The sequence below is a fragment of the Brevundimonas sp. AVps4 genome (assembly GCF_058681525.1).
In genome coordinates, this window is the sequence record NZ_CM178741.1 from 2,710,475 (window position 1) to 2,723,843 (window position 13,369).

Annotated in this window: 10 protein-coding genes; 5 read left to right on the plus strand and 5 right to left on the minus strand. The window is 66.1% G+C overall.

All coding sequences use genetic code 11. The features are described from left to right. Window position 1 precedes the first annotated feature (1 nt). On the minus strand, window positions 2-919 hold the full coding sequence (locus tag ACW178_RS13470; protein WP_293826824.1) for a hypothetical protein: 918 nt from the start codon (window positions 917-919) through the stop codon (window positions 2-4). Between the two features lie 246 nt (window positions 920-1,165). Continuing rightward, window positions 1,166-1,408: a helix-turn-helix domain-containing protein gene (locus tag ACW178_RS13475; RefSeq protein ID WP_293826822.1), complete on the minus strand. Its 243-nt coding sequence runs from the start codon at window positions 1,406-1,408 to the stop codon at window positions 1,166-1,168. Between the two features lie 343 nt (window positions 1,409-1,751). Between ACW178_RS13475 and ACW178_RS13480 the strand changes: the two genes are divergently transcribed. From ACW178_RS13480 to ACW178_RS13495, 4 genes are all read left to right on the plus strand, one after another. Further along, entirely contained in the window at window positions 1,752-2,240 is a 489-nt protein-coding gene (locus tag ACW178_RS13480; protein ID WP_287106598.1) for an RNA polymerase sigma factor, read from the plus strand. Window positions 2,241-2,249: 9 nt separating this feature from the next. Continuing rightward, the gene (locus ACW178_RS13485; RefSeq protein WP_293826820.1) at window positions 2,250-3,221 is read left to right on the plus strand and encodes a FecR family protein; all 972 of its coding nucleotides are present in this window, start codon (window positions 2,250-2,252) and stop codon (window positions 3,219-3,221) included. A 90-nt stretch (window positions 3,222-3,311) separates the two neighbouring features. Continuing rightward, window positions 3,312-6,260, plus strand: a complete 2,949-nt coding sequence (locus tag ACW178_RS13490) for a TonB-dependent receptor domain-containing protein (RefSeq protein WP_492024659.1) — start codon at window positions 3,312-3,314, stop codon at window positions 6,258-6,260. A gap of 6 nt (window positions 6,261-6,266) precedes the next feature. Further along, complete coding sequence (locus ACW178_RS13495; RefSeq protein WP_492024660.1) at window positions 6,267-8,567, plus strand: alpha/beta hydrolase family protein; 2,301 nt, start codon at window positions 6,267-6,269, stop codon at window positions 8,565-8,567. Here the strand turns inward: ACW178_RS13495 and ACW178_RS13500 are convergent. After that, window positions 8,500-9,665, minus strand: a protein-coding gene (locus tag ACW178_RS13500) for an IS3 family transposase (RefSeq protein WP_191559183.1) whose coding sequence is annotated in 2 segments (ribosomal slippage) — window positions 8,500-9,407 and window positions 9,407-9,665 — 1,167 coding nt in all. Because the reading frame shifts where the segments join, the coding sequence is not laid out codon by codon here. The two genes, ACW178_RS13495 and ACW178_RS13500, sit on opposite strands and share 68 nt — an antisense overlap. A 59-nt stretch (window positions 9,666-9,724) precedes the next feature. Further along, entirely contained in the window at window positions 9,725-9,898 is a 174-nt protein-coding gene (locus ACW178_RS13505) for a hypothetical protein (protein ID WP_492024661.1), read from the minus strand. A 255-nt stretch (window positions 9,899-10,153) separates the two neighbouring features. Here ACW178_RS13505 and ACW178_RS13510 point away from each other — a divergent pair, with 255 nt between their 5' ends. Next, entirely contained in the window at window positions 10,154-10,954 is an 801-nt protein-coding gene (locus ACW178_RS13510) for a hypothetical protein (protein WP_492024662.1), read from the plus strand. Between the two features lie 242 nt (window positions 10,955-11,196). On the opposite strand, the gene ACW178_RS13515 is transcribed toward ACW178_RS13510, so the two are convergent. Beyond that, entirely contained in the window at window positions 11,197-13,260 is a 2,064-nt protein-coding gene (locus tag ACW178_RS13515) for a ParB/RepB/Spo0J family partition protein (RefSeq protein ID WP_293828059.1), read from the minus strand. Window positions 13,261-13,369 lie beyond the last annotated feature (109 nt).

The window sequence follows — 13,369 nt, forward strand, 5'->3', positions numbered from 1 at the left end:
GTCAGGTGAACTGCTGGGCGGCATCGTTGAGCGCCTTCGCCAATCTCATCGCCCCCACAGGGTCGCCGGCCGGGACCATGTGCGACACCATGCCTTTGATCGCCATGGGATGAGGCCCGCCGCCGTACGTCGGTTGAGCGAACGCGGCCGCTTGGCCAATGAACATCACCGGCAACGCCGCTTTTCGATCCGGCCCAAGCGCGGCGAGCCAGTCCTCGTTCGTAATCTCGGCGAGCGGCGCGATGATGCCCTCGACCTGCCGGAAATAGTCGGAGATGACCGCTGCTTCGGGAAATGCCGTCGCAGGCGCGGGCCACAGGGCATCGTAGTCGAGCAGGTTCTTTACGTTCAGGACCACCAGCCCATGGTCCGCCTCGCACGCCTCGATCTGATCGGAGGCCTTCTTGATGTTGTCGTAAATCGTTCGGGCGCTTCGGCTGTGCAGGGTCTTCAGGGCCAGAGCCCAACGCCTGGAGCGGAAGGTCAACATAACGTCCGGATTGTCGCCCTTCGAGGACGAGGGGTGATCCAGCTTCAACTCGTCAGCAAACGTCATGGCCAGGGCGGCGACATAGAGCTCGATGACCTTGTTGCCGGCGTCATCGGTCACCGGGCTGGCGGCATTCTGCAGCACGGTCGTCTTCGCCAGCATCTTCAGATGGGGGATCAGCTCCCCGAAATCCTTGTGTCCGGCGACTCTCACCACTTTGCCGGCGAGATCGACGAAACCCATCGCCGCGCGCAGTACAGGCCGCGGATCCACCGGCCTCAGAGCAGGATTTCGCCACATCTCGATGACGTTCGTCATCTGCAGCGCCTCATCCTGCGACGCGCCCGCCAGATCCACGCCGTGTTCCGACAGGATCTCCAGAAAGCGATCAACCGTCGCCTCTGCGCTCGTGAAAGAAGGGTAGGACATCAGGTCACCTGTCGCTCGCAGTCGCTCCGCACAGTCTAGCAGCTTCAATCCGCCAGACCTGACCGCATGCCGCTCGCGCGAGAGGATCGACTCGACCGGGGAGCTGACCCTAGACTGTATGGCGGCGGGTTCCGGAACGGATAGGCGTTGATCGAGAGCCAGGGGACGCGAAGGCGTCGGCGGCGATCAGCGCTGAAACACCCGGCTTCCGTACAGAAGTTCCAGGCCCGCCCCCTTTTCTCGCCCTTATTCGTCGTCTGGGTCGATGAGGCCTGCGCGAACCGCCACGGCGACCGCTTCGATCCGGGTTCTTACCCTTAGCTTTGCGCAGGTCTTTTCCAGGTAGCTATCGACTGTTCGCGGCGAGAGGCCGACGATCTGGCCGATGTCGGCAGAGCTCTTGCCCCGGCTGACCCACAGGAGACACTCGGATTCGCGTGGGCTGAGCGCGGGGATCTCGCGGGGCTGGGCCGGTGACGCGCAATCCATGGACAACTCCTCAACTGAACGAGATTCACGTTGCGCGGGAATCGCCGTCTCCGGCAACGACAGTAAATTGCGGGCTTCCCGCCATTTTCTTGCGGAAGCCCCTCATCGGCTCTCGTCGGTTGCGCGGCTTGCGCCCGCCGCGCCTTTGATTCATGCTTCCGGTGCCGACGTCCGCGTTGGTGGGGCCTGGAATCCCCTGTGCGACATCAGATCATCGACGACCCTGCGCGCTGCGTGGATGTCGGTTGCCGACGCCTGTGGAGGCGTGCGCTGACGCGTGCGAGACCCTGTGCGCGGTCTCGCCCGGATTCCGGACTTCCCGTGAAGAAGTCGGAGAGGCGTGGTGACAGACACGGAGCAGCTGGGAGCGGAGGGACAGGACGGTCTGGGCCGTCTGTACCGTCAGTACGCCCCATGGCTGGGCCGGCGTCTGCGCGGGCGCATCGGCGCTGATGCGGCTGCGGACGTCGTTCAGGAGACCTACATCCGGGCCGCGCCCTACGTTCTGTCCAACATCCGGCATCCCAAAGCCTTCCTGCTGCGCATCGCTCTCAATCTGTTGAGCGACGAGAGGAGACGCGACGCTCGGCAGCAGCGCTTCCGTGAGACAGCGCCCCCGCCTGACAGCGAAGCCGCGTCGCAATTCGATGCGACCGTTTTGACCGAGATCATCCGTGCGATGCCGGCGCTCTATCGAGATGTCTTCGTTCTCAACCGCTTTGGCGGTATGACCTATCCTGAGATCGCCCGGATGCTCGACATCAGCGTAAAGACCGTGGAGTGGCGAATGGCCCGGGCGCTCGACTACTGCACGTCTCGGCTGGACCTTTAGGCAAGACGGATGACGATCGAGGCGGAGGCCGACATCAGGCGCAAGGAAGCCGTCGAGTGGTTCGCTCGGCTCAATCAGCGCAAGGTCACGACAGCGGACGTGCGCGGCTTCAGCGTCTGGCGCCGTCATCCGGACAATGCGCGCGCCTTCCAGAAAGTCGAGGCCATGTGGGACGCGGCGGGCGCTCTTGCCGGCAACCCGGAGATGGCCGCTTTGACCACTGAAGCGGTCCGGGTCGCCCAAGGCCGCAGACGGAGACCGTCCGGCCTGCTGGTTCCCCTTGGCGTTGCGGGCGCAGCGGCTCTGGCGATCTGTGTCGTCAGCATCGCCTGGCTTCAGCAACGCCCGGTGTCCTATGCAACGGCGATCGGGGAGCAGAGGACCGTGCAGCTGGACGACGGCTCAAGGATCGTTCTGGACACCAACTCTGTCGTTTCAGTCCGTTACACGCGGGACAACCGCTCGGTCACCCTGACCTCCGGCCAGGCGATGTTTGATGTCGAAGACGATCCGTCACGTCCGTTCGTCGTGGCGGCGGGCGACACCCGGGTCACCGCCTTGGGCACCCGGTTCGATGTGCGCCGGTCGGGCGAAGGCGCGCGGGTCATCCTGGTCGAGGGCCGCGTCGCCGTTCGACAGGAGGAGGCGCGGTCCGCGCAATGGTCCCTCAAGCCTGGCCAGCAGGTTACGACATCGGCGGACCGGCCGCGCGTGATCGCGGCCAATGTTCCTGCCGCGACGAGCTGGACCGTCGGACGACTGACGTTCGAGAACACGCCCATCTCGGTCGCCGTGGCGGAGGTCAACCGATACAGCCGCGAGCCGATCGAACTCCGAGATCCCCGCATCTCCGAAATACGGGTCAGCGGGGTCTTCAATGCGGGCGACATCGACGGCTTTGTCGCCGCGCTCACGGACCTCTATCCCCTCAGGGCGACGCGAAGCGCCGAGGGTCGCATCGTACTGGCCGGCGGCGCCTGAAAATAATCTGCCTCCGGACTTAGGGGAAACCCCGCGACCCAACGTCTCCTCCCCGCCCCGCAAGTTCGCGGGTAACTAACGGGGGAAACCATGGGCCACGGATATACTTCAACCGCGCTCGCCGCGCTGATGCTGGCAGTCGCGACGCCGGTGATCGCACAGTCGTCGGACAGCGTCCGGCGCTTCGACATCGCCGCCGGGCCTCTGGAGCGCACGCTGCCCGCCTTCGGCCGCCAGAGCGGTCTGCAGATCCTTTACCCGAGCGCGCTTGTGGCGGGTCGCCAGTCTCCGGCCGTCAGCGGCGACTACACGCCAGAGGCGGCGCTGCAGCTGATGCTCCGAGACAGCGGGCTGAGCTATCGGCAGAGCCGCCCCACAGTCTTCGTACTGGTCGATCCGTCGGTCCGCGCCGAAAGCGAGCAAACGACCGAACTGGATGAAGTCGTGGTCACCGGAACCTACCTCAGGGGAGCCGACAGCACCTCCCCCGTGATGATTGTCACGCAGGCGGATGTCGATCGACAGGGGCGCGGGACCGTCGCAGAAACCCTGGCGGCCATGCCGCAGAACTTCACTGGCGCGGCCCATGAAGGCTCGACCAACACCGGAGCCGACCGCTCCGGGCGCAATGTCGGCTCTGCGACGGGCGTCAATCTTCGCGGCCTCGGTGCGGATGCGACCCTCGTCCTTGTCAACGGCCGGCGCGTCGCAGGAACCGGTAACGCCGGGGACTTCGCAGACATCTCGAACATCCCGTCCAGCGCGATCTCCCGAGCGGACGTCCTTCTCGACGGCGCGTCGGCGCTTTATGGCGCGGACGCTGTAGGGGGTGTCGTCAACATCATCCTGAAGTCCCGCTTCGAAGGCGCTGAGACCCGCATCAGGGTGGGCGGCACGAGCGACGGCGGAGCGGAAGAAATCCTCTTCTCCCACGCCGGCGGACTCAACTGGGGAAGCGGCAGTCTGGTCGCCGCCTACGAGTATCACGACCGCGGTGAGCTCAGGGGTTCGGACCGCGACGCGACTGCGGATGCCGACCTGCGGCGGCTCGGAGGCACCGATCACCGGCTGCTCACCGCCGCTCCGGGAAACATCGTCCGCCTCGACGCCGCCACAGCAACCTATCTTCCGCTCTTCGCCATCCCGACCGGGCAGACTGGCGTTGGACTGACGCCCGGCGATTTCATCGCCGGGCGGATCAATCGGACCAACCAGCTTGAAGGCCAGTGGTTTCTGCCGCGCCAGGAGCGGCAAAGCCTTTTCCTGGCCGCCCGACAGAACCTGCCTGCCGGGTTCAGCATCGACGGCGACATCCGCTACACCGAGCGGGACTTCTTCCTGAACACGAGCGCCGACGCAGGCGTGTTCACGGTGACGCGCGCAAACCCCCACTTCGTCTCGCCAAACGGTTCGGCGTCCCACGACATCGCCTACTCGTGGATCGATGACCTGGGTCCGGGTCGCTCGGAAGGTCGTACGGAAAGCCTCGGCAGGGCGCTAGGCGTCTCCGGCGAAATCGTCGGGTGGAACGTCTCTGCCTATGCCAGTGGCGCGCAGGAGACGACCAACCGTCGTCTTTCAAACCGGGTCCAGACGACCTTTCTTCAGGAGGCCCTCGGCGCTCGGGCGGACATCCCGACCACGCCGTTCACGACGGCGGCGAATGGCTTCTTCAACCCCTTCGGAGCCCCCGCTGCGAACTCCGCGGCGATCCTCGCCCACATCGGCTCGGGGTACACCGACACTGACTGGGCAAGCACGGTCGCTTCGTTCAACGTGAAGGTCGACGGCACGATCCTTGAGCTTCCCGGCGGGCCTTTGCGGGCCGCCTTCGGCCTGGACTTCCGTGCTGAGCAGTTCGAAACCGGCGGCGAGAGCTTTCTGTCGGGCACTGCGCCTCGCATGACCGCACCGGTGTCCTACGAACGGGATGTTTCCTCGGCCTTCGCCGAACTCCGGATCCCGATTGTCGGTCCTGAAAACGCCCACGTCGGGATCGAGCGACTGGAGCTGTCGCTTGCCGGCCGGGTGGAAGATCACGAGAGGGTCGGCAGCACAAGCAATCCCAAGGTGGGCTTGCTGTTCGGCCCAACGCCCGATCTGGTGTTGCGTGCCTCGTGGGGCACGTCCTTTCGCGCGCCATCCCTGAGGGAACTTCAAAGCGCCTACCAGATCGGCCCCTCGTTCCTGAGCAGAGGCGGCGGGAACGTCCTGACACTCATCCAGTACGGCGGGAACCCCGATCTCCGACCGGAAACCGCGGAGTCCACCACGGCGGGCTTCGTCTGGACACCGGCGGCCTACGAAGGCCTTCGGCTCGAGGGCAACTGGTTCCGGACGCGGTTCAACGACCGCATCGGTAATCCCATCATCCAGAATCTTGCCAATGCCCTGAACGATCCGTCCTTCGCGCCCTTCGTTCGCTATGTCTCGCCGACGACGTCCGCCGAAGACCGGGCGCTCGTGCAGGCGCTGCTCGACCATCCGGGCAACTTCAACCCGACGGTCTTCCCGGCGACATCGTATGGCGTGATCGTCGACAACCGCTTCGTCAACGCCGCTGGGTTCGAGGTCGAAGGCGTGGACCTGTCGGCGCGCTACCGGTTCGAACTGTCGGGCTGGCAGGCGACGATCGATGGAACGGTCACCCATCTGCTGACCAATGACCGCAAGGTCACGACCGCCGCGCCGGTTGAGGATCTTCTCGGCGACCCGAACTTCCCGGCGCAATGGCGCGGTCGCGTCGGGACGCAATGGGTGCGTGGTCCTCTGGCGCTGGGATTGATCGCGAACTACGTCGGCGCGGGCCGTGACCCGCTGACGAACCGTCAGATTGACGACTGGACCACTTTTGACGGACAGGTCCGTTACGACTTCGCGGCAGACTGGGGCGAAGGTCTCTCCCTGGCTCTGAACATCCTGAACCTCGCCAACGCTGCACCGCCCTTCTACGACTCGCCAAACGGGGTCGCTTTCGACGGGGCCAATACCAACGCGCTCGGTCGACAGGTCTCGCTCCAGCTCACCAAGCGCTGGTGATCGATCATGCGCATCAAGCTGATCAGCGCGCTGGGCGCGCTCGCCCTCGCCTGCCCGTCGTCGGCCCTTTCGGAGCCCCTGACGATCGAGACCCTGCTCGGCCTCGAGAGCTTTGGACGCATCGATATCGATCCGTCCGGCTCCGTGGCCGTCTTTGAGGAGCGCCGAGCGCGAGGCGATCTCCCACGCTACGATCTGCAGCCCGAGGGGGCTCTCCGGTATGCGCGACTTTACCGGTTCGATGTCGACATGCCGTCGGAGATCCGCCCCCTGCTGCCGATGGACGACGGCGCCGGCTACACCATGGGGCCCTTCTCTCCGGACGGTTCCCGGCTGGTGGTGTTTCGCCTCCAGGACCTGACGTTCCGGCTCGGGATCGTAGACCTGCGGGCCGGCGCCGTCGCCTGGAGCGATCTTTCGCCTGAGAGCGGTGCATGGGGGCGTTCGGTCCAATGGATCTCGAACGTCGAACTGCTCGTGCTCGGCATGCCGGATGGAGCTCTGCCGCCTCGCCTCGCGATGCAGAACGCAACACAGAGGCGCCTCCCCGATCTCTGGGCGCAGGCCGCTCGGGGAGAGCCCGCCTTCGTGTCCGTCGGACAGGGCGCGGCGGCGGAGGTGCGAGAGACCCGCATCTTGTGGCGCGTCAATGCCGATACGGGCGCAGCGGTCGTCCTGTCGGACGGCGACTTCCTGGATTTCGAAGCCTCCCCGGACGGAAGACATGTCGCCGTGCTGAGAGACGGCCCTCTGGCTCCTCCCCCCGGACTCGACGTCTCGACTCAGTTTCGCAGGGCGCGTTCGTTGCGCCTTGTGGACACGGTGACTGGCCGGTCGATCGACCCGCCCGAAACCGCAGACATCTCCACCAGTCTCCTCGGCTGGTCTGCGAACTCCTCGGCGCTTCTCGTGGCGAGCATTGGGCCCGCGCCTGCCCGCCTATTTTCCGTGACGCCCTTCGGCGAGGTCCGGGATCGGACGCCGACGGGCGTGACGCCCGACACCACGCCCGACGTCTTTGGCAGCCCCACGGCGCATGCGGCCTGGCTGGGCGAAGGAGTCGTCGTTCGCGGGACACGAGACGGGCGATTGGGGTGGTGGGCTCAACGTGGGACAGAAGTCGTCGTCGCCAACAGCCTGAGCGAAGGCGGCCGTGTGCTTGCTCAAGGCCAAGACGCGGCTCTTGTCGAAGATCGCGGCCGCATCCTTCGCCTTCGAGCCGATCTGTCGGCGGAAAACCTTGGCCCGACAGGCAGTCTGGCCCGTCCTTTGGGCATCCTGGGGCATCGGCGGGCGACAGATCCGATGGGCGCCGTCGAGGCGGAGATCGTAGGAGACGGCGGCCGGCTGTGTCGTGTCTTTGCGGACGCCCAATCTTCACCAGTCTCGTGCGTCGCCGCATCGCCCGGCTCCAGCCTCAGCTGGGATCGACAGATCAGCGTCGGGATTGGAGGAGAGGGTCGCGCCTCGAACCGGCTGGAAGTTCGTAGCGCGCTAGGCTCCGAGATCGTAAGACGTCTCAATCCGGAACTGGACACCACCTATGTTCCGCAGAGCCGTCTGATCACCGGACCGAACGGAGCGCGAGGCTGGCTCTATCTTCCCGAGTCGACGACCCAGCCGCCGCCGGTTGTGGTCATTCCCTATCCAGGCAAGACCTACCCCACTGCGCCTCGAGCCATGACTCCCGAGGCCGTTCAGATGACACTGAACGGGGGACTACTGGTCGCGGCAGGCTATGCGGTGATCTATCCGGACCTGCCCGCGAACGCCGAACCGTCGGCCGGCCTCGCGGACCGGATCCTCGCTGTCGTCGATGCGGCGGCCGTCGACGGCTCGATCGACGCCGACAGGATCGGGCTATGGGGTCACAGCTTCGGCGGGTGGTCGGTTGTCATGAGCGCCGCTCAGTCGGAGCGCTTCAAAGCGGTGATCGCCGTCAACGGGGCCTACAACCTGCCCCTGTCTCTTTCTGCGATGTCACCGCACCAGCGGATGCAGGGGGACAACACTATAGACGCGATCAGCGGTGCGCGTTGGCTCGAAACCGGGCAAGCGGGCATGCTTCAATCCTTCTGGAGCGATCCCGAGCGCTATAGACGAGGTAGTCCATTTGAAGCCGCCGATCGGATCGCGGCGCCGGTGCTCCTGTTTCATGGCGAGTTGGACTTCTTGGGGGCCCACGCCGAGCAGATGTATGCGGCGCTCGTTGAGGCGCCCCCCTCTGGTCCCTCGATCATTATGAGAGTCCAGGGGGTTGATAGCCGATCTGCTTCGCCGACGGGAGCGGCCGTGCGGCGGAGCTGATCAAGTTGCGCAGCCGAACGGCCGCGGGGTTCAGGCGCACCGCCTCCGGGGTCAGTCCCCCGTGCGCCGAGTGCGGCCTGACGTGGTTGTAGTCGATGCGCCAGCGCTCGATGACGGCGCGGGCCTCGGCCAGGGTGGCGAAGACCTCCTCGTTCAGACACTCGTCGCGGAGCCTGCCGTTGAAGCTTTCGACGAAGCCATTCTGCTGCGGCTTGCCCGGCGCGATGTAATGCCAGGCCACGCCGGTGCGGTTGGTCCATTCCAGGATGGCCCGGCTGGTCATCTCGGTCCCGTTGTCGCTGACGATCATGGCCGGACGCCCGCGTCGGGCGATCAGCCGGTCCAACTCGCGCGCCATGCGTGAGCCGCCGATCGAGGTGTCGACCACCAGAGCCAGGGCCTCGCGCGTGAAGTCGTCCACGATGCACAGGATGCGGAAGCGTCGGCCCCACGACAGACTGTCGGCCACGAAGTCCAGCGACCAGCGCTGGTTTGGGCCGTCCGGCAGGGCCATGGGCGCACGGGTTCCGGTGGCCCGCTTGCGGCCCCGTCGCCGTCGCACCGCCAAGCCTTCCTCCCGATAGAGCCGGAACAGCCGCTTCTTGTTCATGCTGAGGCCCTCCCGTTGCAACAGAATGCCCAAGCGCCGGTAGCCGAACCGGCGGCGCTCAGCCGCCAGGCTGCGCAGGCGCTCGCGCACCTCCACATCGCCCTGTTCAGGCTCGCGACGCACCGTCTTCGGATCGATCTGAACCAGCCCGCAGGCGCGCTTCTGGGAGAAGCCGCGCTCCGCCATCAGACGAAGCACGGCCGCTCTGCGCGCTGCAGGCCCGATCAGTTTTTTCCCAGAAGATCCTTCAGCGCCGACACGTCCAGCATCGACTCCGCCAGCAGCTTCTTCAGCCGCCGGTTCTCGTCTTCCAGCGCCTTCAGCTTCGTGGCGTCCGACACGCTCATGCCGCTGTACTTCGCCTTCCACCGATAGAAGGTCTGCTCGCTGATCCCGTGCCTTCGGCATACCTCCGCCGTCGGGCTTCCGGCCTCCTGCTCGCGCAGCACGCCTATGATCTGCGCTTCGTTGAACCTGCTCTTCTTCACGTCCGTCTCCTTGATGAAACGGACTCTCACTCAAAACGAGGGATCAGGAAGGGGGCGCCTCAACCGATGCCTCCGACGATGTCCATTGCAGCGACCAGACGGGCCAGATGCGCTGGTTCGCGCGCAGAGCGTTCGACGTGTTCCTTGAACCCGAGGAAATCGAGAAACAGCACCAACCGCTTCTGATAGCGGGGCGTCTTCTTCTTTCTGGGTTTCGGATCGGCGCTGGTCATTGGACGAACATAGTCGCGCGTCGGCGTTTCGCCACGGACTGACGCTTGCCGGTAGATGATCCGGACGGCACGTCTATCGCGCGCCCTCTACTCCTTGCGCATTGTGCGACTCGCGGCATTCTGATCGCCGGGTTAGGCGCCTGTGACCTGTCGCCGGGTCAAACGTCTCGTGGCTTGCAATCCCTTCCTCGGCCCCACGTTTTCCTCGTGTGCCGCAGCGTAATCGGCGACCTGCGCACCACAGAGGCAAACGCCATGGTCGAACTCGACATAACTCTGAACCCTGTCTCCCTCGAGCGCCTCAAGGCCGGACTTAGACAGACCGCTTCCGAAATCAAATCCTCGCATCGCGTCGAAGCGCTGGCGCGTGGGCTGGGGTTTCACTCCAACGCCGAGTTGCGCGCTCGCATCGACGCGTCCGGTTCCCGGCGGATCGATCCTGAGCCCTTCGGGCGGTATCTGACCGAACGCGGCTTCGATGCACCGGCGTCGATGCTGCTGCGCGCCGCAGCGCATGCAATCACGCTCACGGCCATGGACCGTGATGATCGTCTTCATAAGTGGGGATGGGGTTTCGGGCGGCCCGAACGTCGAAGCGATGGTCGCTGGGAGACGCCCTACGAGCACTATGACCGGGTCCAGGCCTATCGGGCGGAACTGAAGGAGATCGCCGTCGCCGACCATGTCCTGCGCGCGCTCGCCATGCTGGCCTCGGTGCCAGCGACGAAAACCATCCGTCCCGACACCGACAGCTATCGCCTGAAGCACATCGCGGAAAACTTCGCCTGCACCTTCCCCGACGGCGCGCCTCTGGGCCCGGACTATGTCGCGAACGGCCCTCTGATCGTGGCGGCCGTCCATCTTGGTTTCCGGTACCGGACGGCTCGTGATCGGGACGGTAACGAGTGGCCGAACGTGACCTTCAACATGTCGCAGTCGCACCTGCTTGAGCTCGACATCGCCTGTCGGCCGAACGGCGCTCGGGCGCAGGATCGGCGCCGCAAACAGGAGGCGCGGAAGTACGGTTCGCTGTGGCCACAGATCAGGGCAGCCTAGTGGTCGCCGCGATGCCCTGACGCTGATGCGACGGCGGTTCGACCGGGGACGTGGGCGACCCGACCCGGAGCCGTTCGGTTCGGAAAGGGTCGCCCGAGTTCCGGTCCATCGGTCCGTCCCCCCGACCACTGGTCTTACAGCGTTATGCCGAAGCGCGACACCCCGCATGGGCGTCCTGAGCAGAGACAAAAAGCCGCGCGTCCCCAAAGGGCGCGCGGCGAGTTTTTCGGCCCTGACGGCCCCTATTCGGCGGCGAACCGATAGGCGTCGTCATCGGCGGAGGGCGGCTCGATCGCCTCGCCGTCCGGCTCCGGGGCGCCCGGTTCCGCCGCATCGGAGACGGTGCGCAGCACGGACGGAAGCCAGCCCTTGCCCTCGACCAGCCGCTCGGCGGCATCCGCCATGTCGCCCTTCTTGAACCCGGCGATCCGCCCGGCTTCCTCAGGCGTGGTCGCCTCGGTCACCGCTTCCAACACCCGCGCCTTGGACACGCGGTAGAAATAGCTGGCGGCGGTGGCGGTCCACGTCCCGGTCATGTCCAGAGCGGTGGCGGTCGCCAGCGTCTCGGCATGGGCCAGGGCGTCCGGCTTGCGGTCGTGGGGGTCACACACCGCGTAGAGGCCGACGCCCGCGCAACAGGCCATCAGGCCCAGAAGGTCCGACGGCGGCAGGGTCATCAGGACGGCCCAGAGGTCTCGCGCCTCTTCCGGCAGACGGGCGCCCCACACCTCCAGCCGGTCGGCCACGCGCCGCCCGGCGGGGCTGTCGCTGACGCCCGGCGCCAGCCGCTCCAGACCGGTCACGCTCAGACGCAGTTGCAGGGGCGTCCACGTCCCCCACGCCGGGTAGAAGACCTGCAAGGCCAGCGCATGAACTACAACCGTCAGGGCGATGTTTTCATGGGCCTGAACTGCGTCGCGCAGCCCCATGGTCCGATGGGCGGTGAGGTCGATCACCAGCCGTTCCGACAGGGGCGCCAGCCCCTCGTCGGCCTCGGCTTCCGGCGCGGGCGGCACCGTCTCCCCGTCCTGCGTCTCCGGCTCGGACCAGCTTTCCGGGGCGTCCGGATCGGGCGCCCGGTCGCTGACCGCATCCTCAGCCCTGACCAGACCCCGCTCGAACCGGGCCAGCCCGTCATGGCCCAGCAGGACCATGATCCCAGCCCGCACCTTGACCTCAGCGGGATAGTCGAAGTCCGGGCCGAAGGCTTGCAGGGCCTTGTCGATCTCTTCCAGCCGGGCGTCGGCTTCGGGCGTCAGCCCTTCCGGCCCGGCCTCGGACACGAGGGCATCATATTCCTCGGACAGGGCGGCGATCTGCGCCGCATCGGCCTCGGAGCGGACGACCTCGACCGGATAGACCCGGCCCAGGGCGTTGACGGCGACGTAGTCGGACGCAGCCTCGGCCCATCTCCAGTTCTCGCGCTGACGCGCCTCGTCAGCCAGAGCGGTGAGCTTGTCGCCGACCATCCGGTCCAGCAGGGCCGGGTCTTCCAGCCAGCCGCCGCCGTCTTCGGTGAACAGGTCGCGAAGAACGGACCCGCCCTCGGCCTCATAGGCCGCGACGCCGACGAAGATGGCGCGGCGGTCGTCCGCCCTGACCTTGGCCTCGGTCATGGCCCGGCGAATTGCGTGGACGGGACGGTATTCGCCCAACTGCTCGAACACCTGACGTTGCCGGTCCTGATCGCCGCTCACGCAGAAGGCCATCAGTTGGTCGAGCGCCAGCGTTCCTTCCCGATAGGCCGCCATCAGTTCCGGGGCCGCCGCCCCGAGCCGCAGACGTTGACGCACCACGGTAGCCGTGACGCCAAACCGGGCGCCAATCTCCTCGGCGCCATAGCCCTTTTCGTCCGCCAGCCGCTTGAACGCCTCGAACTGGTCGGCGGGGTGCATGGCCTCGCGGGTGGTATTTTCGTCGAGGCTGATCTCATGGGCGTCGTTCTCGGTATCGACGACCACCTTCACCGGATGGGTTCGCTTGATCTGCTTGCGCTTGGCCAAAAGCCTCAGCCCCTGACGACGCCCCTCTCCAATGGTCACGAGGTAGTTGCCAGTGGCCGTCCCGTCCTCGCCGCGCTCGATCTCGACCACGGGAGGCTGCAACACCCCCTTGACCTTGATGGAGGCGGCGAAAGCCTCGATGGTCGCCGCGCTGTGTGGGACTTTCCGGGCGTTCTTCGGGGACGCCTTCAACCGGTTCAGCGGAACCACGATCTCCGCGCCGTGAACCGGCTCCTGATCCGCTCCGGTCGCGGCGGCGCCAACCGCCGCAGGGGTACGGGCTTGGGTGGATTGAGCAGTCATGTCTGCCTCCTTTGGGCAAGGGTTGCAGGCACGCAAAACGCGCGCCTGAAACCCTGCCCGTCGGCGAGACCGGGGTAGCAAGGGCCAGGGCGGATCGGCCGGAGGGGGA

Bases quoted from the DNA above. Each gene is read 5' to 3' on its own strand.
- ACW178_RS13470 (WP_293826824.1), bottom strand. From the start codon at position 919: ATGTCCTACCCTTCTTTCACGAGCGCAGAGGCGACGGTTGATCGCTTT.
- ACW178_RS13475 (WP_293826822.1), bottom strand. From the start codon at position 1,408: ATGGATTGCGCGTCACCGGCCCAGCCCCGCGAGATCCCCGCGCTCAGC.
- ACW178_RS13485 (WP_293826820.1), top strand. From the start codon at position 2,250: ATGACGATCGAGGCGGAGGCCGACATCAGGCGCAAGGAAGCCGTCGAG.
- ACW178_RS13490 (WP_492024659.1), top strand. From the start codon at position 3,312: ATGGGCCACGGATATACTTCAACCGCGCTCGCCGCGCTGATGCTGGCA.
- ACW178_RS13495 (WP_492024660.1), top strand. From the start codon at position 6,267: ATGCGCATCAAGCTGATCAGCGCGCTGGGCGCGCTCGCCCTCGCCTGC.
- ACW178_RS13505 (WP_492024661.1), bottom strand. From the start codon at position 9,898: ATGACCAGCGCCGATCCGAAACCCAGAAAGAAGAAGACGCCCCGCTAT.
- ACW178_RS13510 (WP_492024662.1), top strand. From the start codon at position 10,154: ATGGTCGAACTCGACATAACTCTGAACCCTGTCTCCCTCGAGCGCCTC.
- ACW178_RS13515 (WP_293828059.1), bottom strand. From the start codon at position 13,260: ATGACTGCTCAATCCACCCAAGCCCGTACCCCTGCGGCGGTTGGCGCC.